This window comes from Burkholderia savannae (assembly GCF_001524445.2).
Lineage (GTDB): Bacteria > Pseudomonadota > Gammaproteobacteria > Burkholderiales > Burkholderiaceae > Burkholderia > Burkholderia savannae.
Window position 1 is genome coordinate 1,731,692 of the sequence record NZ_CP013417.1, and the last position, 24,612, is coordinate 1,756,303.

Annotated in this window: 24 protein-coding genes; 22 read left to right on the forward strand and 2 right to left on the reverse strand. The window is 67.3% G+C overall.

Going from position 1 to position 24,612, the window contains the following annotated elements; all coding sequences use genetic code 11:
• The first annotated feature begins 20 nt into the window (after positions 1-20).
• The 7 genes from recR to WS78_RS08810 all read left to right on the forward strand — a co-directional run bounded on the left by recR (position 21) and on the right by WS78_RS08810 (position 6,529).
• Positions 21-623 carry a recombination mediator RecR gene (gene recR / locus WS78_RS08780; protein WP_081989624.1) on the forward strand — a complete coding sequence of 201 codons (603 nt, stop codon included), beginning with the start codon at positions 21-23 and terminating at the stop codon, positions 621-623.
• 67 nt (positions 624-690) lie between these two features.
• Entirely contained in the window at positions 691-1,896 is a 1,206-nt protein-coding gene (locus tag WS78_RS08785) for a CaiB/BaiF CoA transferase family protein (protein WP_038749138.1), read from the forward strand.
• Between the two features lie 105 nt (positions 1,897-2,001).
• Positions 2,002-2,763, forward strand: a complete 762-nt coding sequence (gene surE, locus WS78_RS08790) for a 5'/3'-nucleotidase SurE (protein ID WP_038749141.1) — start codon at positions 2,002-2,004, stop codon at positions 2,761-2,763.
• The gene (locus WS78_RS08795) at positions 2,760-3,761 is read left to right on the forward strand and encodes a protein-L-isoaspartate(D-aspartate) O-methyltransferase (RefSeq protein ID WP_059580904.1); all 1,002 of its coding nucleotides are present in this window, start codon (positions 2,760-2,762) and stop codon (positions 3,759-3,761) included. Before surE ends, WS78_RS08795 begins: the two co-directional genes overlap by 4 nt.
• An 11-nt stretch (positions 3,762-3,772) precedes the next feature.
• A complete protein-coding gene (locus WS78_RS08800) occupies positions 3,773-4,645 on the forward strand; it encodes a peptidoglycan DD-metalloendopeptidase family protein (RefSeq protein WP_038749144.1) in 873 nt (290 codons plus the stop codon).
• Positions 4,646-4,656: 11 nt separating this feature from the next.
• Entirely contained in the window at positions 4,657-5,745 is a 1,089-nt protein-coding gene (gene rpoS / locus WS78_RS08805) for an RNA polymerase sigma factor RpoS (protein WP_038749147.1), read from the forward strand.
• Positions 5,746-5,752: 7 nt separating this feature from the next.
• On the forward strand, positions 5,753-6,529 hold the full coding sequence (locus WS78_RS08810) for a 3'-5' exonuclease (protein ID WP_059580814.1): 777 nt from the start codon (positions 5,753-5,755) through the stop codon (positions 6,527-6,529).
• A 90-nt stretch (positions 6,530-6,619) separates the two neighbouring features.
• On the opposite strand, the gene WS78_RS08815 is transcribed toward WS78_RS08810, so the two are convergent.
• Positions 6,620-7,480 carry an endonuclease/exonuclease/phosphatase family protein gene (locus tag WS78_RS08815; protein ID WP_059580817.1) on the reverse strand — a complete coding sequence of 287 codons (861 nt, stop codon included), beginning with the start codon at positions 7,478-7,480 and terminating at the stop codon, positions 6,620-6,622.
• A gap of 76 nt (positions 7,481-7,556) precedes the next feature.
• Between WS78_RS08815 and rlmD the strand changes: the two genes are divergently transcribed.
• A complete protein-coding gene (gene rlmD / locus WS78_RS08820) occupies positions 7,557-8,954 on the forward strand; it encodes a 23S rRNA (uracil(1939)-C(5))-methyltransferase RlmD (protein WP_038749154.1) in 1,398 nt (465 codons plus the stop codon).
• Between the two features lie 97 nt (positions 8,955-9,051).
• Here rlmD and WS78_RS08825 read toward each other — a convergent pair whose 3' ends face one another.
• Complete coding sequence (locus WS78_RS08825; protein WP_038749157.1) at positions 9,052-9,750, reverse strand: Bax inhibitor-1/YccA family protein; 699 nt, start codon at positions 9,748-9,750, stop codon at positions 9,052-9,054.
• Positions 9,751-9,998: 248 nt separating this feature from the next.
• On the opposite strand from WS78_RS08825, the gene ndk reads away from it, so the two are divergent.
• The 14 genes from ndk (at position 9,999) to WS78_RS08900 (ending at position 24,501) form a co-directional block, all read left to right on the forward strand.
• Entirely contained in the window at positions 9,999-10,424 is a 426-nt protein-coding gene (ndk, locus tag WS78_RS08830; RefSeq protein WP_038749160.1) for a nucleoside-diphosphate kinase, read from the forward strand.
• A 42-nt stretch (positions 10,425-10,466) separates the two neighbouring features.
• Entirely contained in the window at positions 10,467-11,603 is a 1,137-nt protein-coding gene (gene rlmN / locus WS78_RS08835) for a 23S rRNA (adenine(2503)-C(2))-methyltransferase RlmN (RefSeq protein ID WP_059580820.1), read from the forward strand.
• Between the two features lie 147 nt (positions 11,604-11,750).
• A complete protein-coding gene (locus tag WS78_RS08840) occupies positions 11,751-12,836 on the forward strand; it encodes a RodZ domain-containing protein (protein ID WP_059580824.1) in 1,086 nt (361 codons plus the stop codon).
• Positions 12,837-12,926: 90 nt separating this feature from the next.
• Complete coding sequence (ispG, locus tag WS78_RS08845) at positions 12,927-14,231, forward strand: flavodoxin-dependent (E)-4-hydroxy-3-methylbut-2-enyl-diphosphate synthase (RefSeq protein ID WP_059580908.1); 1,305 nt, start codon at positions 12,927-12,929, stop codon at positions 14,229-14,231.
• A 19-nt stretch (positions 14,232-14,250) separates the two neighbouring features.
• The gene (gene hisS, locus WS78_RS08850; protein WP_059580828.1) at positions 14,251-15,591 is read left to right on the forward strand and encodes a histidine--tRNA ligase; all 1,341 of its coding nucleotides are present in this window, start codon (positions 14,251-14,253) and stop codon (positions 15,589-15,591) included.
• Between the two features lie 53 nt (positions 15,592-15,644).
• A complete protein-coding gene (locus WS78_RS08855) occupies positions 15,645-16,274 on the forward strand; it encodes a tetratricopeptide repeat protein (RefSeq protein WP_038749172.1) in 630 nt (209 codons plus the stop codon).
• Positions 16,275-16,318: 44 nt separating this feature from the next.
• Positions 16,319-17,464, forward strand: a complete 1,146-nt coding sequence (bamB, locus tag WS78_RS08860) for an outer membrane protein assembly factor BamB (RefSeq protein ID WP_038749175.1) — start codon at positions 16,319-16,321, stop codon at positions 17,462-17,464.
• A gap of 276 nt (positions 17,465-17,740) precedes the next feature.
• Positions 17,741-19,078 carry a ribosome biogenesis GTPase Der gene (gene der / locus WS78_RS08870; protein ID WP_038749180.1) on the forward strand — a complete coding sequence of 446 codons (1,338 nt, stop codon included), beginning with the start codon at positions 17,741-17,743 and terminating at the stop codon, positions 19,076-19,078.
• A 133-nt stretch (positions 19,079-19,211) separates the two neighbouring features.
• The gene (gene hfq / locus WS78_RS08875) at positions 19,212-19,451 is read left to right on the forward strand and encodes an RNA chaperone Hfq (RefSeq protein ID WP_004192796.1); all 240 of its coding nucleotides are present in this window, start codon (positions 19,212-19,214) and stop codon (positions 19,449-19,451) included.
• Between the two features lie 71 nt (positions 19,452-19,522).
• Positions 19,523-20,686: a GTPase HflX gene (gene hflX, locus WS78_RS08880; RefSeq protein ID WP_186448584.1), complete on the forward strand. Its 1,164-nt coding sequence runs from the start codon at positions 19,523-19,525 to the stop codon at positions 20,684-20,686.
• A gap of 81 nt (positions 20,687-20,767) precedes the next feature.
• Complete coding sequence (hflK, locus tag WS78_RS08885) at positions 20,768-22,099, forward strand: FtsH protease activity modulator HflK (RefSeq protein ID WP_059580832.1); 1,332 nt, start codon at positions 20,768-20,770, stop codon at positions 22,097-22,099.
• A 15-nt stretch (positions 22,100-22,114) separates the two neighbouring features.
• A complete protein-coding gene (gene hflC, locus WS78_RS08890) occupies positions 22,115-23,014 on the forward strand; it encodes a protease modulator HflC (protein ID WP_059580836.1) in 900 nt (299 codons plus the stop codon).
• Between the two features lie 24 nt (positions 23,015-23,038).
• Positions 23,039-23,230 (forward strand): DUF2065 domain-containing protein, encoded by a 192-nt coding sequence (locus WS78_RS08895; protein WP_059580839.1) that lies wholly within the window; start codon positions 23,039-23,041, stop codon positions 23,228-23,230.
• 122 nt (positions 23,231-23,352) lie between these two features.
• A complete protein-coding gene (locus tag WS78_RS08900) occupies positions 23,353-24,501 on the forward strand; it encodes an ATP phosphoribosyltransferase regulatory subunit (RefSeq protein WP_059580844.1) in 1,149 nt (382 codons plus the stop codon).
• Positions 24,502-24,612: the final 111 nt, after the last annotated feature.

Here is a 24,612-nt window from a genome sequence, read left to right on the forward strand (position 1 = left end):
TCGGCCGACGTCGTGAGCGCATGAGCATCAAGCCGCCTTCCGCGCTGTCCGGGCTCGTCGAAGCGCTGCGCGCGCTGCCGGGCGTCGGACCGAAATCCGCGCAGCGCATCGCATATCACCTGATGCAGCACGATCGGGAGGGTGCGGAGCGGCTCGGGCGCTCGCTGTTGTTCGCGACCGAGCATCTGCGTCACTGCGAGAAGTGCAACACGTTCACGGAGGCGCAGATCTGCGAGGTCTGCAGCGATCCGGAGCGCGACCCGACGCTGCTGTGCGTCGTCGAGACGCCCGCCGACCAGATCATGCTCGAGCAGACGATGACCTATCGCGGGCTGTATTTCGTGCTGATGGGGCGCTTGAGTCCGCTCGACGGCATCGGGCCGAAGGAGATCCATTTCGACCGCCTCGTGCGCCGCGCATCGGACGGCGTCGTGAAGGAGGTCGTGCTCGCGACGAACTTCACGAACGAAGGCGAGGCGACCGCGCACTATCTCGGCCAGACGCTGAAGGCGCGCGGCCTGGCCGTCACGCGGCTCGCGCGGGGCGTGCCGGTGGGCGGCGAGCTCGAATACGTCGACGCCGGCACGATCGCCCGCGCGATGCTCGACAGGCGCACCCTCTAGCCGGCGCGCGCGCCGGCGCCGCGCGGCCTCGCGCCGCGCGTACCGTTCAACGATCCAAGGAAGCGACATGAGCGCAACTCCCGGCCCGCTTTCGGGCGTCAAGGTGCTCGAACTCGGCACGCTGATCGCGGGCCCGTTCGCCGCGCGCCTGCTCGCCGAATTCGGCGCGGACGTCATCAAGATCGAAGATCCGAACGGCGGCGATCCGCTGCGCAAGTGGCGCAAGCTGTATCCGGAGGCGGGCGGCACGTCGCTGTGGTGGTCGGTGCAGGCGCGCAACAAGAAATCGGTGACGATCAACCTGAAGTCCGACGAGGGCAAGGAGATCGTGCGCCGCCTCGCGCGTGAAGCCGACATCGTCGTCGAGAACTTCCGCCCGGGGCTGCTCGAGAAGCTCGGTCTCGGCTACGACGTGCTGTCCGCCGACAATCCGGGCCTCGTGATGGTGCGCCTGTCCGGCTACGGGCAGACGGGCCCGTATCGCGACCGTCCCGGCTTCGGCGCGATCGCCGAATCGATGGGCGGGCTGCGCCACATCACGGGCTATCCGGAGCTGCCGCCGCCGCGCATCGGCATCTCGATCGGCGATTCGATCGCGGCGCTGCACGGCGTGATCGGCGCGCTGATGGCGCTGCATCACCGCAACGCGAACGGCGGCGCGGGGCAGGTCGTCGACGTCGCGCTCTATGAGGCCGTCTTCAACATGATGGAGAGCGTCGTGCCCGAGTACGGCGTCTACGGGCTCGTGCGCGAGCGCACGGGCGCGTCGCTGCCGGGCATCGTGCCGTCGAACACGTATCCGTGCCGCGACGGCAGCATCGTGATCGGCGGCAACAGCGATCCGATCTTCAAGCGCCTGATGAACGCGATCGGCCGCGACGATCTCGCGGGCGATCCCGCGCTTGCGCACAACGACGGCCGCGTGCCGCGCACGCAGGAAATCGATGCGGCGATCGGCGCGTGGCTCGCCGAGCGCACGATCGACGACGCGCTCGCGGTGCTGAACGCCGCGGACGTGCCCGCGTCGCGAATCTACAGCGTAGCCGACATGTTCACCGATCCGCAGTTCGCCGCGCGCCAGATGATCCAGCGTTTCAAACTCGCGGGCGGCGCGGAGATCCCGCTGCCGAACGTGACGCCGAAGCTGTCCGGCACGCCCGGCGAAACGCGCTGGCTCGGCCCCGAGCTCGGCGAGCATACGGACGAGGTGCTGGGCGCGCTCGGCTACGACGCGCAGGCGATCGCCGTGCTGCGCGAGAAGCGCGTGATCTGAGCGCCGAGGGCCGCGCGGTACGCGCTTCTTGCGCCGTCGCACGCTGCACGCGAGGCGGCCGGGGCTGTCGCTCTCGCGCAATCTTTCCTCGGTTACAATCGGCGGATGCGAATATTACTCAGCAACGACGACGGATACCTTGCGCCCGGCATCGCCGCGCTGTACGAAGCGCTGTGCCCGCTGGCCGAGGTCATGGTGATGGCGCCCGAGCAGAATTGCAGCGGCGCGTCGAACTCGCTTACGCTGTCGCGTCCGCTTTCGGTGTCGCGTTCGGCGAGCACGGGTTTCTACTACGTGAACGGCACGCCGACCGATTCGGTGCACGTCGCGCTGACGGGCATGCTCGACGCGAAGCCGGACCTCGTCGTGTCGGGAATCAACAACGGCCAGAACATGGGTGAGGACACGCTGTATTCCGGCACGGTCGCGGCCGCGACGGAAGGCATCATGTTCGGCGTGCCGGCGATCGCGTTCTCGCTCGTTCACAAAGAGTGGGCGCACCTCGGCGACGCCGCGCGCGTCGCGGCCGAGATCGTGCGCCGCTATCTCGACAATCCGCTGTCCGGCCGGCCGCTGCTGAACGTCAATATTCCGAACCTGCCGTACGACGAGCTGAAGGGCTGGCGCGTGACGCGGCTCGGCAAGCGCCATCCGTCGCAGCCGGTGATTCGCCAAACGAATCCGCGCGGCGAGCCGATCTACTGGATCGGAGCGGCGGGCGACGCGCGCGACGCGAGCGAGGGCACCGATTTCCACGCGACCGCGGCGGGCTACGTGTCGATCACGCCGCTGCAGCTCGATCTCACGCACACGCAAATGCTGGCAGCCACGCGCGAATGGGCGCGTGCCGGGAGCGGCGCTTCATGAGCGGCGAGCGCGCGAAGCGGTTTCCGCTCGCGCTCGAGGACCTGAAGCGCGAGCCGCGCAAGCCCGAAGGGCGCGCGGCCGAGCGCCAGGCGGCGGGCGACGCCGCCCGCCAGCGCCTTGCCGCCGCGCCCGCCGCCACATCGACCCTCGTGCCCGACCGGCGCGCGCCGCAGCGCGCAGCCGCCACGACGGGCGGCCGCGTGGCCACGACGGGCGGCCGCGTGTCCGCACCGAAGTCCGCGCACGCGAAGAAATCCGCGTCGGGCCTGCCCGGCGTCGCGAAGGGCGCGCCGTCCGCCGCCGCGAAAAGCGGCGACAAGGGCGCCGCGCCGAATGTCGCGTTGAGCGGCGCGCTCGCGCTGACTTCGGAACGGGTGCGCGAGCGCATGGTCGAAAGGCTGCGGGCAAACGGCGTGGCCGATCCGCGCGTGCTGGCCGCGATGGCGGCCGTGCCGCGCCACATGTTCGTCGATCCGGGGCTCGCGGCTCAGGCGTATGAAGACGCGGCGCTGCCGATCGGGCATCAGCAGACGATCTCGAAGCCGTCGGTCGTCGCGCGGATGATCGAACTCGCGGCGGCCGGCCGCGTGCTCGAGCGCGTGCTCGAAATCGGCACGGGCTGCGGTTATCAGGCCGCGGTGCTGAGCCGCGTCGCGCGCGACGTGTATTCGATCGAACGCGTGAAGCCGCTCTACGAGCGCGCAAAACTGAATTTGCGGCCGCTGCGCGTGCCGAACATCCGCTTGCATTACGGCGACGGACGCGTGGGCCTGCCCGCCGCGGCGCCGTTCGACGCGATCGTGATCGCGGCGGCGGGGCTCGACGTGCCGCGGGCGCTGCTGGAACAATTGGCGATCGGCGGCAGGCTCGTCGCGCCTGTCGGAGAGCAGGCGGGCGAGCAGGTGTTGACGCTCGTGGAGCGCGTCGCACCCGCGCAGTGGCGCGAGTCGCGGCTTGATCGCGTTTTCTTTGTCCCTTTAAAATCCGGAGTGATTTGATACCGATGAGTATGCTGCGCGCGATGCAAAACAATCGTTTGAAGTTACCGCTCTCGCTCGCTCAGCGCGCGATTTGCATGGCGGCTTTCACGCTGCTCGCCGCGTGCGCGACGCGGCTCGACCAGGCGCCCGTCGTCGATCGTTCCGGCTCGCTCGGCACGACGGCTGCCGCGCAGCCGCCCGCGCCGCTGCCGCCTGCGCCCCCGGGTTACTACCGGGTGAAGCCGGGCGACACGCTTTATCGGATCGCGCTCGAGAACGGCCAGAACTATCGCGACATCGCAGCGTGGAACAACCTCACGAACCCGAATCAGATCGAAGTCGATCAACTGCTGCGCGTCTCGCCGACAGCCGGCGGCGCGACGCCGGCCGCACCGGTCGCGGGCGGCGCGGCGACGCCACCGCTGTCGAGCGGCCCGGCTGCGGTGCCGCCGATCTATGGCTCCGGTTCCACCGCGAGCGCCGCGCCGTCTGCCGCGCCCGCGCCGAGTGAAACGACTGCGCCTGCGGCGAGCAGTAACCTGTCGTTCGCGTGGCCGGTGCGCGGTGCGCTGTTGAACACGTTCGACGATTCGAAGAACAAGGGGATCAACATCGGCGGCCCGGCCGGCGAGGCCGTGAAGGCCGCCGCTGATGGCCGCGTGGTGTATGCGGGCAACGGTCTGCGCGGCTACGGCAATCTCATTATCATCAAGCACGACGCAACTTATCTCACGGCGTATGCACACAATCGCGCTTTGATGGTAAAAGAGGGGGACGCGGTGACGAAAGGCCAGAAGATCGCAGAGATGGGCAATAGCGATTCCGACCGCGTGATGCTGCATTTCGAGGTTCGCCGGCAGGGTAAACCTGTCGATCCGCTGAAGTATTTGCCGCCTCAATAAACGAGACGACCATGCCGAAATCGAAGCGCCACGAGCCGCAAGCCGAGTCTGAGAAGATCAGTCGAGCCACGCAAGCATCGGTGGAGCGAGCTGGCGCTTCGACGGACGAGGATGAAGACGCCGCCGACAACGAACGCGACTACGAGCCGCGCGAAGCGGATTCGGACGACTCGCGCGAAGGGCGCGGCGATGCAGCCGACGCGTCACCCGATCTGGACGATTTCCGGGCGCTTCTGCAGGCGGAGCTCACTGCCGACACGATCCAGCACTACCTGAATCGCATCAGCGTGAAGCCGCTCTTGACGGTCGAGGAAGAGCAGCGCTATTCGCGGCTCGCGAAGGCGGGCGAATTCGACGCGCGGCAGGTGATGATCGAGCGGAATCTGCGGCTCGTCGTCAGCATCGCGAAAGGCTATCTGAATCGCGGCGTGCCGCTGCTCGATCTGATCGAGGAAGGCAACCTCGGGCTCATGCACGCGATCGAGAAGTTCGATCCGACGCGCGGCTTTCGCTTTTCGACGTACGCGACCTGGTGGATACGGCAAAGCATCGAGCGCGCGATCATGAATCAGGCGCGCACGGTGCGGCTGCCGGTGCACGTGATCCGCGAGCTGAACCAGGTGCTGCGCGCGAAGCGCCATCTGGAAAAGAACTCGCTGTCGACGGGCGCGGCGGCCGAGCGCCGCGAGGCGAGCATCGACGACATCGCGTATCTGACGGGCAAGACGGCCGAGGAAGTCACCGACATCCTCGCGCTCAACGAGCACACCGCATCGCTCGATGCGCCGCTCGATCTCGATCCGGCGAGCAGCCTGCTCGATCTGCTGCCCGACGACCAGAGCCAGTCGCCCGATGCGGAGGTTCAGCACCGCGAACTGGAAACGCTAACGCGCGCATGGTTGTCGCGCCTGTCCGACAAGCACCGCCATGTGATCGAGCGGCGCTTCGGCCTCAATCACATTGAACCCGCGACGCTCGAGGAGCTTGCAGACGAGATGGGGCTGACCCGCGAGCGGGTTCGCCAGATCCAGCAGGAAGCGCTCGTGCGGCTCAAGCGGTTTTTCGCATCCAACGGCGTGCGCAAGGACGCCGTTCTGTAATTCATCGATGACACCGATTCTGGTTTTTGACATCGAGACGATTCCCGATGTCGACGGCATTCGCCGTCTTGAAGATCTGCCCGCCGACCTCACCGATGCCGAAGTGGCCGAGCACGCGTTCGCCGCGCGCCGCGAGAAGACGGGCAGCGATTTCCTGCCGCTTCATCTGCAACGGGTCGCGGCAATTTCGTGCGTGTTCCGCGACAACACCGGCTTTCGCGTGCGCTCGCTCGGTGCACCGGGCGACCCGGAGGCGACGTTGATCCAGTCGTTCTACCGCGTGATCGAGAAGTACACGCCGCAACTCGTGTCGTGGAACGGCGGCGGCTTCGATCTGCCGGTGCTGCATTACCGCGGGCTCGTGCACGGCGTCGCGGCGCCGCGCTACTGGGACATGGGCGAGGACGATCGCGACTTCAAGTGGAACAACTACCTGTCGCGCTACCACACGCGGCATCTCGACCTGATGGATCTGCTCGCGCTCTATCAGCCGCGCGCGAGCGTGCCGCTCGACGCGCTCGCGAAGCTGTGCGGCTTTCCGGGCAAGCTCGGGATGGACGGCAGCCAGGTGTGGAAGGCGTTTCAGGAAGGGCGGATCGAGGAGATCCGCAACTACTGCGAGACCGACGTCGTGAACACCTACTTGCTGTACTGTCGGTTCCAGCAGATGCGCGGTGGTCTGTCGCCCGCCGAGTACACCGAAGAGATCGCGCTCGTGAAGAATTCGCTCGTGCAGGAGCCGGCGCCGCACTGGGCCGAATACCTCGCCGCGTTCGACGCGTGAACCGTCCGGCGTCCCCCGTAGGGCGGACGCTGCTCTCTCTCGACGCCGCGAAACCGAAACGCGTCTCTTTTCTCGCCGGCTCGCCGGCGCTCACGCATCGCTCAGTTCGAGCACGATCGGCTGATGATCGGACGCGCGCACCGCGCCGTCGATCTCGCAGCGCGTCAGGCGGCGAACGAGCGTGTCGGTGACGAACACGAAATCGCAGGTCATCGGCCCCTCCTTCCACTGCTCGGTGTCGTAGACGCCTGCGGTCATCGGCGGCGTCTCGCCCGGATGGCGCGCGAGCCACGCGTCGACGAAGCACGGCGCGTCGGGAAACGGCGCGAGAAAGCGCCGGTAAGCGCCGCTGCGATACGCGCTGTTGAAATCGCCGCAGACGATCGCGTCGGCCGCGCGCGCGGACGGCGCGAACGGACCTGTCGGCGTCTCAGGCGGCGCACTCGCGCGCGTGTGCGCGGCCGCCTCGCGGTGCAGGCGCCGCAACGCGTCGACTTGCGCGAGCCGCTGCTTCGCCGAGTAATACTCCAAGTGCGTGACGACGACGCGCAGCGGCCCGAACGGTGCGCGCAGCGTGACTTCGAGCGCGCAGCGCGGCATCGACGGCGCGGCGGCGCTCGCGGGCCACGGCAGCGCGTGGCGCATCGCGCGCTCGACCGGCAGCCGCGTCGCGAGCGCGTTGCCGAACTGCCGGCGCGGCGCGCCCGGCTCGGTCGGCGGCAGATCGACGCCGATCGCGTCGAACACCGCATACTCTGGCAACAGCGTCGCCAGTTCGGCATACTGATCGTCGGAAGGGCCGCCCGGCAGCGCGCGAAAGCCGCGCGTGAGTTCCTGCGCGCACAGCACGTCGAAATCGCCGAGCCGGCGGGCAGCGTCGATCGTGCGCGCCAGATCGACCGTGCCGTCGGCGTCCCGTCCCCATTGGATGTTCCAACTGATGAGTCGCATCGTCGAATCTCCGTTGCGTGACGGCCGTTCGTCTACAATCTCGCCTTTCCCCACAATCGTTCGTCAGGAAAAGCTGGTGTCAGAAGCCGTCCCTCTCTCCACGCGCCGCGCGTCGCATGCGAGCGCCGCGCCCGATCGCGCCCCGGTTCTCGATATCGATTCGCTCGACATGGAAGCGCGCGGCGTCGGCCGCGTCGTCGACGAAAACGGCGAGCCCGGCAAGGTGATTTTCGTCGAGGGCGCGCTGCCCGGCGAGCGCGTCACGTATTCGAGCTTCCGCCGGAAGCCGACCTACGAGCAGGCGCAAGTCGTCGATATTTTGCGCCCGAGCGTGATGCGCACGCAGCCGAAATGCGCGTTTTTCGGCACCTGCGGCGGCTGCTCGATGCAGCATCTCGATATGCGCGCGCAGGTCGCGATCAAGCAGCGCGTGCTCGAGGACAACCTGTGGCATCTCGCGAAGCTGCGCGCCGAAGCGATGTTCGCGCCGATACACGGCCCATCTTGGGGCTACCGGTATCGCGCGCGCCTCACCGTGCGCCACGTCGCGAAGAAGGGCGGCGTGCTCGTCGGCTTCCACGAGAAGAAGAGCAGCTATGTGGCCGACATGACGAGCTGCGAGGTGTTGCCGCCGCACGTGTCGGCGATGCTCGTGCCGCTGCGCAGGCTCGTCGAGCAGTTGTCGATCCGCGATCGCATGCCGCAGATCGAGCTCGCGGTCGGCTCGCAAGTGACGGCGCTCGTGCTGCGCGTGCTCGAGCCGATCAACGCGGCCGACGAGGCGCTGCTGCGCGAATTCGCCGACACGCACCGCGTGCAGTTCTGGCTGCAGCCGAAGGGGCCGGATACGGTCGCGCCGTTCTATCCGCTCGACGTGCAGCTCGACTACACGCTGCCCGAATTCGGCATCCGGATGCCGTTCAAGCCGACCGACTTCACGCAGGTCAATCACCAGATCAACCGGGTGCTCGTCGGGCGCGCGTTGCGGCTGCTCGCGCCCTCGCGCGACGATCGCGTGCTCGATCTGTTCTGCGGAATCGGTAACTTCACGCTGCCGCTCGCGCGGCTCGCGCGCGAGGTGGTCGGGATCGAGGGCAGCGAGACGCTGAGCGTGCGCGCGCTCGCGAACGCGAAGGAAAACGGCGTCGACGGCCACACGTCGTTCGCGTGCCGCAACCTGTTCGAGGTGACGGCCGACGATCTGCGCGCGCTCGGCGCGTTCGACAAATTCCTGATCGATCCGCCGCGCGAAGGCGCGCTCGCGGTGTCGAAGGCGCTTGCGGACATCGCGCAGAGCGGCGTCGGGCCGCTGCCCGCGCGGATCGTCTACGTGTCGTGCAACCCGTCGACGCTCGCGCGGGACGCGGGGCTCCTCGTGCACGAGGCGGGCTACCGGCTGAAGGGCGCGGGCGTCGTCAACATGTTTCCGCATACGTCGCACGTCGAATCGATCGCGCTCTTCGAGCGCGCGTGACGCGTTGCTTTCGCGGCGGCGTGCGCCGTGCGCGGGCATGAAAAAACCGGCCCTCGGGGCCGGTTTTTCGTGATGCGCGACGAAGTGCCGCCGGGCTTCAGTTGCGGTTGCCGCCGAAGATGCCGAGCAGCGCGAGCAGGTTCGTGAACACGTTGTACAGATCGAGGTAGATCGCGAGTGTCGCGCTGATGTAGTTGGTCTCGCCGCCGTTCACGACGCGCTGGACGTCGAACAGCATGTACGCCGAGAAGATCACGATCGCGAGCACCGACACCGTGAGCATCAGCGCCGGCAACTGCAGGAACACGTTCGCGACCATTGCGAGCAGCAGCACGATCACGCCGACGAAGAGCCACTTGCCGAGGCCGGAGAAATCGCGCTTGCTGACGGTCGCGACCGTCGCCATCGCGGCGAAGATCACGCCGGTGCCGCCGAATGCGAGCATGATGAGCGACGGGCCGTTCGAAAAGCCGAGGATGAAGCTCAGGAGGCGCGACAGCATCAGGCCCATGAAGAACGTGAAGCCGAGCAGCACGAACACGCCGGCCGAGCTGTTCTTCGTGCGCTCGATCGCGAACATGAAGCCGAACGCGATCGCGAAGAACGCGAGAAGGCTCATCATCGGGCTCGTCGCGGCGAACAGCGAGAAACCCGTCGCGACGCCGACCCAGGCGCCGAGCACGGTCGGCACCATCGACAGCGCAAGAAGCCAGTAGGTGTTGCGCAGCACGCGGTTGCGAGTCTCGGCCGTGCTGATCGCGCCGCCGCGGCCGAAGTTGTACGGATAGTCGTTCATGGTTTCTCCTAACATGGAACGTGGCGGCGCCGCCGGCGGGCGGCGCGCTTGTTGCGCCGCAATAAGCCGTCAGGCCGCTACCCCTAAGATAGGTTTCGAGGGCGGAGGTTTCAACGTCTCGGTGCCCGCGAAACGCGAAGTGTTAGAACCTTTCTGTCGTGTAAGGGTTCAATCGCAATGATACACGGGAACGTGTTACAATAGCGGATTCATTTGAAACTGTAACCTCTTAATTTCTTGGAGTTTTTATGGCACTCGAGCGCACCCTGTCGATCATCAAGCCGGATGCGGTGGCGAAGAACGTGATCGGCCAGATCTACAGCCGTTTCGAAAACGCCGGCCTGAAGATCGTGGCGGCGCGCATGGCGCACCTGTCGCGCGCCGATGCGGAGAAATTCTACGCCGTGCACGCCGAGCGTCCGTTCTTCAAGGATCTCGTCGAATTCATGATCTCGGGCCCGGTGATGATCCAGGTTCTCGAAGGCGAGGACGCGATCCTGAAGAACCGCGACCTGATGGGCGCGACGGACCCGAAGAAGGCGGAAAAGGGCACGATCCGCGCCGACTTCGCGGACAGCATCGACGCGAACGCCGTGCACGGCTCGGACGCACCGGAAACGGCGCGCGGCGAAGTCGCGTTCTTCTTCCCGGAAATGAACGTCTACTCGCGCTGAGCGGGTCGGGGTCCGGCGCGTCTGGCGGCAAGGCAGGGCATCATGGCGAGCGAAACCATCGTCAATCTACTCGACCTCGACGCCGAGGGTCTCGTCGCGTACTGCGGCAGCCTCGGCGAGAAGGCGTTTCGCGCTAAGCAACTGCAGCGCTGGATCCATCAATACAACGCAGCCGATTTCGACGGGATGACCGATCTCGCGAAGTCGCTGCGCGAAAAGCTGAAAGGGCGCGCCGTGATCGGCACGCTCGACATTCTGAGCGATCACGTGTCGGCCGACGGCACGCGCAAGTGGCTTATCGACGTCGGCAACGGCAACGCGGTCGAGACGGTGTTCATCCCCGAGGAAACACGCGGCACGCTGTGCGTGTCGTCGCAGGCGGGATGCGCGGTCAATTGCCGCTTCTGCTCGACCGGCAAGCAAGGTTTTTCCCGCAATCTGTCGACGGGCGAGATCGTCGGGCAACTGCGGATGGCGGAATTCGCGCTGCGCGCGTCGCTCGGGCGCGCGCCCGGCCCGAACGGCAAGGCCGAGCGCGTCATCACGAACGTCGTGATGATGGGCATGGGCGAGCCGCTTCTCAATTATTCGGCGGTCGTGCCCGCGATGCGCCTCATGCTCGACGACAACGCGTACGGCTTGTCGCGCCGGCGCGTGACGCTGTCGACCTCGGGCGTCGTGCCGATGATGGACAAGCTCGGCGCCGAGCTGCCCGTCGCGCTCGCGGTGTCGCTGCACGCGTCGAACGACGCGCTGCGCGACATGCTCGTGCCGCTCAACAAGAAGCATCCGCTGCGCGAGCTGATGGCCGCGTGCCAGCGTTATCTGAAAGTCGCGCCGCGCGATTTCATCACGTTCGAATACTGCATGCTCGACGGCGTCAACGACACCGACGCGCATGCGCGCGAGCTGCTCGCGCTGACGCGCGACGTGCCGTGCAAGTTCAATCTGATTCCGTTCAATCCGTTCCCGGAATCGGGGCTCGTGCGCTCGAAGGCGGAACAGATCAAGCGCTTCGCGCAGATCCTGATCGACGCCGGCATCGTGACGACGATCCGCAAGACGCGCGGCGACGACATCGACGCCGCCTGCGGCCAACTGGCGGGCGCGGTCAAGGACCGCACGCGGCTTGCCGAGCGAACGGGCGCGGCAAAGATTATCGAGATCCGGGCGGTTTGACGGGGATGCCCGGGCCGGCAGTGAAATACGCGTAAAGCGATCGGGGGCGGCGCGCGGCGCCGCGCAGTGTGTGACAACGGTGGTGTTGCGAGCCTGGCCGGAGCCGGTGCGGGCGTGCAGGCAAGAAGAATCGACGCGAGGATGAGGATGAGCGAACCGCAGCCGTCAAAGAGCCCAGAGACGAACGCAGGCGAGAAACCGGCGGCGGCCGGCGGCGGCATTGCGTCGGTCGCGGCAGTGGGCGCGCGGCTCGCGGAGTTGCGCGAGGCGAAGGGATGGTCGGTCGACGACGTGTCCGCGCGGCTCAAGGTCGCGGCGTCGAAGTTGCAGGCGCTCGAGGCGGGCGATACGAGTCAGCTTCCGGGGACGACTTTCGCGCTTGGCCTCGTGCGCAGTTACGCGAAGATGCTCGGCGTCGATCCGGAACCGTTCGCGCAGGCGCTGCGTCGCGAGAAGGGTGTGCCCGAGGTCGATCTGTCGATGCCCGCGTCGGCCGGCACCGATCTGCCGCGCGGCCGGGTGTCGATTCCGCTCGGCGGTTCGTCGCGCGGCCGGCCGTGGCTGTGGGCGGTCGCGGCGGTCGTCGTCGCGTTGATCGCCGCGGCGATGTGGCGTACGGGCGGCGAATCGTCGAACTGGCTCGCGCGCTTCAAGTCGAGCGGGGCCGGCGAAGCCGCGTCGGGCGCGCGTGCGCAGCAGCCGGAGGGCGCCGCGTCCGATCTGCCGGCGAGCGCGGCGGTGTCCGGCACGGTGACGCAGGCGAGCGCCGTCGCGGCGAGCGCGACGCAGTCGGGCGGCGGCGCGTCGGCGGGCGATGCGGTGGTGGCGAGCGTGCCGACCGCGGGTTCCGCGCCTGCCGTCGAGAGCGCGGTGGCCGTGCCGCCCGCTTCGACGCCGGTCGCCGCCGCGCAACCGGCGCAATCGATGCAACAATCGGCGGCACTGGGGGCCGATGGCGCGAGCGCCGTCGTAACGGCCGCGCCCGGTCAGTCGGTGGTCGCGCTGAAGGTCGCGCAGGACTGCTGGTTCAGCGTGCGCGACAAGAACGGCAAGGAGTTGTTCTCGTCGCTCGTGCGCGCCGGCGAGACGAAGCAGGTTGCAGGCGATGCGCCGCTCAAGGTCACGATCGGCAACAAGGCCGGGCTCGAATCGATCGCTTTCGACGGCAAGCCCGTCGATCCGGCAAAATACTCGACGGCTCGGGGCAACGTCGCGCGTTTCGCATTGCCCTGACGGCAAGCGCCGTGGCCGGCCGGGCACGGCGCTGTTCTCTTTCGCGCGTCGCCAAGCGGGCGGCGCGTTTGGCGTAAATTGGATCTATCGATGCAATCCGAAGCTCAATCCCCACGCAGCAGTCAGATTTGTTCAACCGAGCCGGTGTTCGGCGGGCATGCGCCGCGGCGCGTGTCGCATGCGGTCGACGTCCGCTGGGGCGGGACGCTCGTGACGATCGGCGGCGCGGCGCCCGTGCGCGTGCAGTCGATGACGAACACCGACACGGCCGATGCGATCGGCACCGCGATCCAGGTGAAGGAGCTCGCGAACGCGGGCTCGGAGCTCGTGCGCATCACGGTGAACACGCCCGAGGCCGCCGCCGCCGTGCCGGCGATCCGCGAGCAGCTCGACCGGATGGGCGTATCCGTGCCGCTCGTGGGCGATTTCCATTACAACGGGCATCTGCTGCTGCGCGACTATCCCGAGTGCGCGGAAGCGCTGTCGAAGTACCGGATCAACCCTGGCAACGTCGGCCAGGGCGCGAAGCGCGATTCGCAGTTCGCGCAGATGATCGAGGCCGCGATCAAGTACGACAAGCCGGTGCGCATCGGCGTGAACTGGGGCAGCCTCGACCAGGACCTGCTCGCGCGGATGATGGACGAGAACGGCGCGCGCGCCGAGCCGTGGGAAGCGCAGAGCGTGATGTACGAGGCGCTGATCCAGTCGGCGGTCGGCTCGGCCGAGCGCGCGGTGGAGCTCGGCCTCGGCCGCGACAAGATCGTGCTGTCGTGCAAGGTGAGCGGCGTGCAGGATCTGATCGCCGTGTATCGTGAACTCGCGCGCCGCTGCGGCTTCGCGTTGCATCTCGGTCTCACCGAGGCGGGCATGGGCTCGAAGGGCATCGTCGCGTCGACGGCCGCGATCGGCTTGCTGCTGCAGGAAGGGATCGGCGACACGATCCGCATCTCGCTCACGCCGGAACCCGGCGCGTCGCGCACGGGCGAAGTGATCGTCGGCCAGGAAATCCTGCAGACGATGGGGCTGCGCTCGTTCGCGCCGATGGTCGTCGCGTGCCCGGGCTGCGGCCGCACGACGAGCACGCTGTTCCAGGAGCTCGCGCTGCAGATCCAGACCTATCTGCGCGAGCAGATGCCCGCGTGGCGCAAGGAATATCCGGGCGTCGAGAAGATGAACGTCGCGGTGATGGGCTGCATCGTCAACGGCCCGGGCGAGTCGAAGCACGCGAACATCGGCATCAGCCTGCCGGGCTCGGGCGAGAACCCGGCCGCGCCCGTGTTCGTCGACGGCCAGAAAGTGAAGACGCTGCGCGGTGAGCGCATCGCGGAGGAATTCCAGCAGATCGTGAGCGATTACGTCGCGCGCACCTACGGCCGCGTTGCGGTCCAGAATTAATTCGTCCACCGTATTTCAGATGACAGAACAAAAGCGAAAGCTCGAGAAGCTCGCGGGCGTGAAGGGCATGAACGACATCCTCCCGCAGGATGCCGGCTTGTGGGAATTCTTCGAGGCGACCGTGAAGTCGCTGTTGCGCGCGTACGGCTATCAGAACATCCGTACGCCGATCGTCGAGCATACGCAGCTCTTCACGCGCGGCATCGGCGAAGTGACCGATATCGTCGAGAAGGAGATGTACAGCTTCGTCGACGCGCTCAACGGCGAGAACCTGACGCTGCGCCCCGAGAACACCGCGGCCGTCGTGCGCGCGGCCATCGAGCACAACATGCTGTACGACGGGCCGAAGCGCCTGTGGTACGTCGGCCCGATGTTCCGCCACGAGCGTCCGCAGCGCGGCCGCTATCGCCAGTTCCACCAGGTCGGCGTCGAGGCGCTCGGCTTCGCGGGGCCGGACGCCGACGCGGAAATCATCATGATGTGCCAGCGCCTGTGGGACGATCTCGGCCTCACCGGCATCAAGCTCGAGATCAACTCGCTCGGCCTTGCGCAGGAGCGCGCGGCGCACCGCGTCGAACTCGTCAAGTATCTCGAGCAGCACGTCGAGAAGCTCGATGACGACGCCCAGCGTCGCCTGTACACGAATCCGCTGCGCGTGCTCGACACGAAGAATCCCGCGCTGCAGGAGATCGTGCAGAATGCGCCGAAGCTGATCGACTTCCTCGGCGACGCGTCGCGTGCGCACTTCGAAGGCCTGCAGCGCCTGCTGAAGGCGAACAACCTGCCGTTTACGATCAACCCGCGGCTCGTGCGCGGGCTCGATTACTACAATCTGACCGTATTCGAGTGGGTGACCGACAAGCTCGGCGCGCAAGGCACGGTCGCCGCGGGCGGCCGCTACGATCCGCTGATCGAGCAACTGGGCGGCAAGCCGACCGCCGCGTGCGGCTGGGCGATGGGCGTCGAGCGCATTCTCGAGCTGCTGAAGGAAGAGAACCTCGTGCCGGAGCAGGAAGGCGTCGACGTGTACGTCGTCCATCAGGGCGACGCGGCGCGCGAGCAAGCGTTCGTCGTCGCGGAGCGTCTGCGCGACACGGGCCTCGACGTGATTTTCCACTGCAGCGCGGACGGCGCGGGCGCGAGCTTCAAGTCGCAGATGAAGCGTGCCGACGCGAGCGGCGCGGCGTTCGCGGTGATCTTCGGCGACGACGAGATGGCAAACGGCACGGCGAGCGTGAAGCCGCTGCGCGGCGCGGGCGACGACGGCGAAAAGAACGTTCAGCAGTCCGTGCCGGTCGAAAGCTTGACCGATTTTCTAATCAATGCGATGGTTGCAACCGCCGAAGACGGCGACGACTGATCGCGGCGCATCCGCTCGACAAAGAAGCGTGTACAGGAAGGAATCGCTAGGCGATGAGTTATCACGACGAACAAGAATCGATTGAAAGCCTGAAGGCGTGGTGGGCCCGGTGGGGCAATCTGACGACCTGGATCGCGATCGCCGTCCTCGCCGCCGCGGCCGCCTGGAACGGCTGGAACTACTGGCAGCGCCGCCAGGCCGCGCAAGCGGCCGTGCTCTACGAGCAGGTGCAGCAGGCCGTCCAGTCGAACGACAAGGCGAAAGTGTCGCGCGTCGCGTCGGACATGGAGGACAAGTTCGGCGGCACCGCCTATGCGCAGATGACGGCGCTCGAGGCGGCGAAGGCGCTGTACGGCGCGGGTGATACGGCGGGTGCGAAGGCGCAGTTGCAGTGGGCCGCCGATCATGCGAAGGACGGCGAGTACAAGCAGATCGCGACACTGCGTCTTGCGTCGCTGCTGCTCGACGAGAAGGCGTACGACGCAGGCCTCGCGCTGCTGTCGGGCACGCCGCCCGAGGCGTTCAAGGGCGCCGTCGCGAATGGTCGCGGCGATCTGCTCGCCGCGCAGGGCAAGAGCGACGACGCGCGCGCCGCGTACAAGCTCGCGCTCGATTCGCTGCCGAAGGATGACGCCTCCGCCCGCCAACTCGTGCAGTTCAAGCTGGACGCGCTCGGCGGTTGAGCGCGTGCGCTTTCGTTTTACAACTTAACTTTGCTTCGCTATCGATGAATCTGCTGAAACGTTACGCTGCACCCGTTGCCTGCGCGGCGGCCGTCCTGGTTCTCGCGGCCTGTTCGTCAACGAAGGACGCGCGCCGCGTGCCGACGCCGCTTACCGAGTTCAAACCCGTGCTCGACGTGCAGCAAGTGTGGAAGGCGAGCGTCAGCAAGGGCGGCCGCTACTCGTTCTCGCCCGTCGCGGTGGGCGATGCGGTGTACGTCGCCGGCGCGAACGGTTCGGTCGAGAAGATCGACGCGAAGACGGGCCAGGAAGTCTGGCGCGCGAAGGTCGGCTCCGACCTGTCGGCGGGCGTCGGCAGCGACGGCACCCTGACCGCGGTCGGCGCGCTGAAGGGCGGCGTGTTCGTGCTCGGCCCGGACGGCAAGCTGCTGTGGAAGACGAGCGTGCAGGGCGAGGTCTTCTCGCCGCCGCTCGTCGGCAACGGCCTCGTGATCGTGCGCACGATCGACGGCCAGGTGATCGCGTTCAACGGGCAGACGGGCGAGCAGAAGTGGACGTACCGCAATCGCGCGGTGCCGCTCAATCTGCGCGTGTCGGCCGGCATGACGTTCGCGGGCGACGCCGCGGTGCTCGCGGGCTTTCCGGGCGGCGGCCTCGTCGCGCTGAACCTGCAGACGGGCGAGCCGTTCTGGCAGACGCCCGTGTCGTTCCCGAAGGGCGTGACGGAGGTCGAGCGGATCAACGACGTGACGGGCGCGCCGACTCTCGTCGGCGCCGAGACCTGCGCGGTGACGTTCCAGGGCCAGCTCGGCTGCTTCGACGCGAACTCGGGCCGTCCGCTGTGGGAAAAATCGTTTTCGAGCCGCAGCGGCGTCGCGCAGGACGATACGGTGGTCGCGGGCGGCGACGACTGGTCGGTCGTGTCGGCTTACGACGTCGCGACGGGCAAGGAGCTCTGGCGCAACGACAAGCTGAAGAGCCGCGACGTCGGCGTGCCGTACCTGCTCGGCCGCGCGGTCGTGTTCGGCGACTACAAGGGCTTCGTGCACTTCCTGTCGCGCGACGACGGCACGTTCGTCGCCCGGATGAAGACGGACGGCAGCGCGATCGCCGCGGCGCCCGTGCTCGCCGGCAACACGCTCGTCATCCAGACGCAGGACGGCGGCGTGTACGGTTTCCGTCCGCGCTAAGCGCGCGGCGTTTTTCGCGCGGCCGCGCGTTTCGCCGGCCGCGCTTCGTATTTTTTGACGCGTGCGTGCGGCCGTAGCCGGGCGCACGCGGCCCGGCGGCGCGGCATCGCGCGGTCCGCGGGGCCGGGAGCGAATCGAAAAAAATGAGCGGCGCGACACGTATGCCGCCGCCTGCGCGCCGAGTCGGCGCGAATTCGTGCTAATTTCCATCAAGCGCAGCCGCCTGCCGAATGCGGGCTCATCGCCGCTGCGTTTCACGTAGACGACATCAATCAGATGAAACCGGTCATTGCCCTCGTTGGGCGCCCCAATGTGGGGAAATCCACGCTGTTCAACCGGCTCACGCGTTCGCGCGATGCGCTGGTCGCCGATCTGCCCGGCTTGACGCGCGATCGCCACTACGGCGAGGGGCGGGTCGGCGCGCGGCCGTATCTCGTCGTCGACACGGGCGGCTTCGAGCCCGTCGCGAAGGACGGCATCCTGCACGAGATGGCGCGGCAGACGCGCCAGGCGGTCGAGGAGGCGGACGTCGTCGTGTTCATCGTCGACGGCCGCAACGGCCTCGCGCCGCAGGACAAGTCGATCGCCGACTACCTGCGCAAGACCGGACGGCCGATCTTCCTCGTCGTCAACAAGGCCGAGGGGATGAAATACACGGCGGTCGCGTCGGATTTCTACGAGCTCGGCCTGGGCGACCCGCGCGCGATTTCGGCCGCGCACGGCGACGGCGTGACCGACATGATCAACGAGGCGCTCGAGGTCGCGTACGCGGGCCAGCCGGAAGAGAGCGAAGAGGACGCGGCCGCGCGCGGCGTCAAGATCGCGATCGTCGGCCGGCCGAACGTCGGCAAGTCGACGCTCGTCAACACGCTGATCGGCGAAGATCGCGTGATCGCGTTCGACATGCCGGGCACGACGCGCGATTCGATCTATGTCGATTTCGAGCGCAACGGCAAGCAGTACACGCTGATCGACACGGCGGGCCTGCGCCGCCGCGGCAAGGTGTTCGAGGCGATCGAGAAGTTCTCGGTCGTGAAGACGCTGCAGTCGATCTCCGACGCGAACGTCGTGATTCTTCTGCTCGATGCGCAGCAGGACATTTCCGATCAGGACGCGCACATCGCGGGCTTCGTCGTCGAGCAGGGGCGCGCGCTCGTCGTCGGCGTGAACAAGTGGGACGGGCTCGATTCGCACGTGCGCGAGCGCACGAAGGCCGATCTCACGCGCAAGCTGAAATTCCTCGAATTCGCGAAGTTCCATTTCATTTCGGCTGCGGAGAAGACGGGCATCGGAGCGCTGATGCGCTCGGTCGACGACGCATACGCGGCCGCGATGAAGAAGCTGCCGACACCGAAGCTCACGCGCGCGCTGATCGAGGCGGTCGAGTTCCAGCAGCCGCGCCGCCGCGGCCCGGTGCGGCCGAAGCTGCGCTATGCGCACCAGGGCGGACAGAACCCGCCCATCATCGTGATCCACGGCAATGCGCTCGACGCCGTGACCGAGACGTACAAGCGCTATCTCGAGAATCGTTTCCGAGAAACTTTCTCGCTGACGGGCACTCCATTGCGCATAGAGTTCCGCTCGTCGACCAATCCTTACGCCGACAAGGGCTGAGCGAGGCAGCCGCGTCGGCCGGACGGCAGAGCCGGGCGGGGCGGACAAAATCGGCTATAGTGTAGCGATTGGCGGCGGATCTCTTTTTCTTCGCCCCAATTTAGATCAACCTGCAAAAAAGATGGAGTACGCCATGAGCAACAAAGGGCAATTGTTACAAGACCCGTTTTTGAACGCACTGCGTAAAGAGCATGTACCGGTTTCGATTTATCTCGTCAACGGCATCAAGCTCCAAGGGAACATCGAATCGTTCGACCAGTACGTCGTGTTGCTCAGGAACACGGTTACTCAAATGGTTTACAAGCACGCCATTTCGACGGTCGTGCCGGCGCGTCCGGTGAACTTCCACCCGGATGCGGAAGCAGCGTCCTAACCCATTGCCGCGGCTGGCTCGCGTCGCCGTCGGCATCCGATGCCAGCCGCCCAATCTTGACTTCCGATAATTTGATCAACGCAGCGTTAGTAGGCATCGATTTCGGCAAGACCGATTTCGAAGCCAGTCTCGAAGAACTCAGCCTGCTCGCCTCCAGCGCGGGCGCCCATCCCGCCGTCACGCTGACGGGCCGCCGTGCGAGCCCCGACGCCGCCATGTTCGTCGGCAGCGGCAAAGCCGAGGAACTGCGGCTTGCCTGCGAAGCGAACGACGTCGAAATCGTCATCTTCAATCACGCGCTCGCTCCCGCGCAGCAACGCAACCTGGAACGGATGCTTAATCGGCGCGTTGTCGATCGCACGAGCCTCATTCTCGATATTTTCGCCCAGCGCGCGCGCAGCCACGAAGGCAAGCTGCAGGTGGAGCTCGCGCAGCTGCAATATCTTGCGACCCGACTGATTCGGGCCTGGACCCACCTCGAGCGGCAAAAGGGGGGGATCGGCCTGCGCGGTCCCGGCGAAACGCAGCTCGAAACCGACCGCCGCCTGATCGGCGAGCGCATCAAGATGCTGAAGTCGCGGCTCGACAAGCTGCGCCGTCAGCATCACACGCAGCGCCGGCAGCGGGTGCGTAGCGGCACGATGTCGGTGTCGCTCGTCGGCTACACGAACGCGGGCAAGTCGACGCTCTTCAATGCGCTCACGAAAGCGCAGGCATACGCGGCGGATCAGCTGTTCGCGACGCTCGACACGACGTCGCGGCGCGTGTATCTCGGCGACGAGGTCGGGCAGATCGTCGTGTCCGACACCGTCGGCTTCATTCGCGAGCTGCCGCACCAGCTCGTCGCGGCGTTTCGCGCGACGCTCGAGGAAACGATCCACGCGGATCTGCTGCTGCACGTCGTCGATGCGTCGAGCGCGGTGCGGCTCGAGCAGATCGAGCAGGTCAACGAGGTGCTGCACGAAATCGGGGCGGATTCTATCCGTCAGATTCTCGTGTTCAACAAGATCGACGCGGTGCCCGAGCTCGCGGCCCGCGGGGGCGCGGTCGAGCGGGACGAATATGGTAATATCTCGCGCGTCTTTTTGAGCGCGCGCACGGGCCAGGGTCTGGACTCGCTGCGTGCCGCCATTGCCGAGATCGCCACCGCGGAACATCTTGTCGGCGCCGTGCCGCTCGACGGCGCGCCGGCGCTACCACACGAAGACCACCCGGTTTCCGAACACGGGCGCTGACGGCTGCGGCCGGTCTAGTTGCTCCAATCTGGTGAACAAACACAGGTGAACGACTACAACGAGCGGAGTACCTGGCGGCGTATGCGCGCCTTGCTGTCGATCAACGATCCCCGCTGGGGACGCGGCGGCAACGGCGACAAGCCGCGCGCGAACGAATCGAAGCGCCCGAACGGGCGCGACGACGGCCCCCCGGATCTCGACGAGATGTGGCGGAATTTCAACCGCCGCCTGAACGGCTGGCTCGGCGGCAAGGGCGGCGGCAACAATGGCCTTCGCCCGGACAACGGGCGCGCCGCGCGCGTCGGCGTCGGCATCGTCGCGGGCGTCTTGATCGCGATCTATCTCGGCAGCGGCATCTTCATCGTCCAGGACGGCCAGACGGGCGTCGTGCTGCGCTTCGGCGAATACAAGGGCACGGTCGGTGACGGCGTGCACTGGCGCCTGCCGTATCCGTTCGAATCGCACGAGATCGTCGACACCGCGCAGGTGCGCTCGATCGAGATCGGCCGCAACAACGTGGTGCGGCTCGCGAACGTGAAGGACGCATCGATGCTCACGCGCGACGGGGGCATCGTCGACGTGCGCTTTGCCGTTCAATATCGAGTCGGCTCCGCGACCGACTACCTGTTTCGCGCCGCCGATCCCGAGCGCAGCGTGTCGCAGGCGGCGCAGGCGGCGGTGCGCGAGATCGTCGGCGCGAAGAGCGCGGACGACGTGCTCGCGCTGGATCGCGACGCACTGCGCGATGCGCTCGCGAAAGCAATCCAGCGCGATCTCGACGGCTATCGCACGGGCCTCGTCGTGACGGGCGTGACCGTGCAGAGCGTCTCGCCGCCCGAGCAGGTGCAGGCGGCCGTCGACGACATCGCGAAGGCGCGTCAGGACGGCGAGGCCGCGAAGAACGCCGCGCAGGCGTACGCAAGCGAGTTGCTGCCGCGCGCGCAGGGCGACGCGGCGAAGATGGTCGACGACGCGAAGTCGTACGCCGAGCGCGTCGTCGCGCAGGCGGAGGGCGACGCGGAGCGCTTCAAGCAGGTCTACGCGCAGTACTCGAAGGCGCCCGCGGTGATTCGCGAGCGGATGTACCTCGAGACGATGCAGGAGATCTATTCGAACACGACAAAGGTGTACGTCGGCAACAAGGCGGGCAACAGCGTGCTTTATCTGCCGCTCGACAAGATCGTCGAGGCGGGCCGCCAGCGCGCGGCAGAGGCGGCGAGCGCCGCCGCCGCGGCACCCGCGAGCGGCGCCCAGGCGTTCGCCCCCGCATTTTCCGCGCCGGCGTCGGCTGCGGCCGCCGCCAGCGCGTCGCACGCATCGGCGCCCGCCGCCGCGAATCCGGCGTCCGGCAGCGATTCGCTGCGCTCGCGCGAGGCGTTTCGCAGCCGTTCGCGCACCGACGATCTGCAGTAACGAGGAGCGCATCATATGAACCGAATCATTGCGCTCGTCGTAGCGATCGTCGTCGTCGCGCTGGTGGCTGCGTCGACGGTGCTCGTCGTCGATCCGCGCCACGCGGCCGTGCTGTCGTCGCGCGACGGCGGCGCGTCGACGCTCGCCGGCCCCGGCCTCCATTTCAAGCTGCCGCAGCCGCTGCAGACGGCGACGCTCGTCGATGTCCGCGTGCAGACGCTCGACTCGGCCGATCCGCAAACGCTGACGACGAAGGACAAAAGCGACGTGCTCGTGAGCCCCGTCGTCAAATACCGGATCGCCGACGCGCTCAAGTACTACAAGGCGACGGGCGGTGCGCCGCGCAGCGAGGCCGAACGCCTGTCGACGGCCGTCAGGGGCGCGCTCGGCGCCGCGTTCGCGAAGCGCGAGCTCGACGATGCGCTCGGCAGCCAGCGCGCGATTGCCGACGAGGCGAGGCGCTCGCTGCAGGCCGACGCGGCGCCGCTCGGCATCGACATCGTCGACGTGCAGCTCACGCGCGTCGACTTGCCCGCCGCGCAGGCGGACGGCGCGTATCAGCGGATGACGGCCGAGCTGCAGCGCGAGGCCGAGCGGGAGCGCGCGGAAGGCGCGGCGCAGGCGGAGGAGATCAAGGCGGACGCGGCGCGTCAGCAGCAAACGATCCTCGCGGAAGGTTACAAGTCGGCGCAGTCGATCAAGGGCGAGGGCGACGCGAAGGCCGCGTCGATTGCCGCCGATGCGTTCGGGCGCGATCCGCAGTTCTACCAGTTCTACGCGAGCCTGCAGGCTTATCGGAACAGCTTCAAGCCGAACGACGTGATCGTCGTCGATCCGGACAGCGAGTTCTTCCGCTTCATGCGCAGCCCGACGGGCGGCGCCGCGGCACCCGCTGCCGCTCCCCGCAACCGTTGATGTGCAAGGGGCGTCGTCGTCCGCATGGATTTCGCTGGTTCGTTACTGCTTGCTCTCGCGCTGATGCTCATCATCGAGGGCGCCTTTCCGTTCGTGTTTCCGAGCGCGTGGCGCGACACGTTTCGTAGAATAGCGGAGCGGCCCGCGCACCATATCCGGATCGGCGGGTTCATCGTGATGGCGCTCGGGCTTGCGCTGCTTCTGCTCGTCACCTGAGCCGGCCGCGCGCGCCCCTTCGGCGTTTCCCGGCCATGCGCCGGGACGCCGGGCGCCGACCCGATTTCAATCCGAGGCGCGCGTTCAGTGCGCGCCGTGTTTCCTGTCGTAGGACCGCAACGATGTCGACCTGGTTACTTCCCGAGAATATTGCCGACGTGCTGCCGTCGGAGGCGCGCAAGATCGAGGAGCTGCGCCGCAGGCTGCTCGACCGCTTTCGTTCGTACGGCTACGAAATGGTCATGCCGCCGCTCCTCGAGTATCTGGAGTCGCTGCTGACGAGCGGCGGCAACGAGCTGCGCCTGCGCACGTTCAAGCTCGTCGATCAGGTGTCGGGCCGCACGCTCGGTCTGCGCGCGGACATGACGCCGCAGGTTGCGCGCATCGACGCGCACTTGCTGAACCGCCAGGGCGTGACGCGCCTCTGCTATGCGGGCCCCGTGCTGCACACGCGTCCGCGCGGGCTGCACGCGAGCCGCGAGCAATTGCAGATCGGCGCTGAAATCTACGGGCACGCGGGCCTCGAGGCCGACGAGGAGATCCAGCAGTTGATGCTCGATGCGCTGCATCTGACTGGTCTGAAGAAAATCCGGCTCGACCTCTGCCATGCGGGCGTGCTGGCCGCGCTCTTCGCGCGCGACGCGGTCGCGGCCGAGCGCGGCGAGGCGCTTTACGACGCGCTCGCCGGCAAGGACGTGCCGCGCCTGAACGAGCTGACCGACGATCTCGGCGCCGATACGCGCGCCGCACTGCGCGCGCTGCCGTGCCTGTACGGCGACGCGTCGGTGCTCGACGAGGCGCGCCGTCGGTTGCCGGCGCTGCCCGAGATCGCGCGCGCGCTCGACGATCTCGCGCGCCTCGCCGCGCAGGTGAAGGACGCCGAGGTCGCGATCGATCTCGCCGATTTGCGCGGCTACGCGTACCACAGCGGCGCGATGTTCGCCGCATACGTCGACGGCGTGCCGAACGCGGTCGCGCACGGGGGCCGCTACGACCACGTCGGCCAGGCGTACGGCCGCGCGCGTCCGGCGACGGGCTTTTCGCTCGACTTGCGCGAAATCGCGCGGATTTCGCCGATCGAGGCGCGCGGCGCCGCGATTCTCGCGCCGTGGAAGCACGATGACGCGCTGCGCGCGGCAGTCGGCGCGCTGCGCGACGCGGGCGAGGTCGTGATCCAGGCGCTGCCGGGGCACGATCACGTGCTCGACGAGTTCGCGTGCGATCGCGCGCTCGTCGAGCGAGGCGGCGCGTGGGTGGTCGAGCCACGCTGAACGCGCCGCGCCGCCGGGCTTCCGGCGCGTTTCTAGAGTGCAATGTCGTTGAAGCGAAACGGAAAAATTCGGAACCGGCGGCGAACCTAGGTAGAATACGTTTTTAACCAG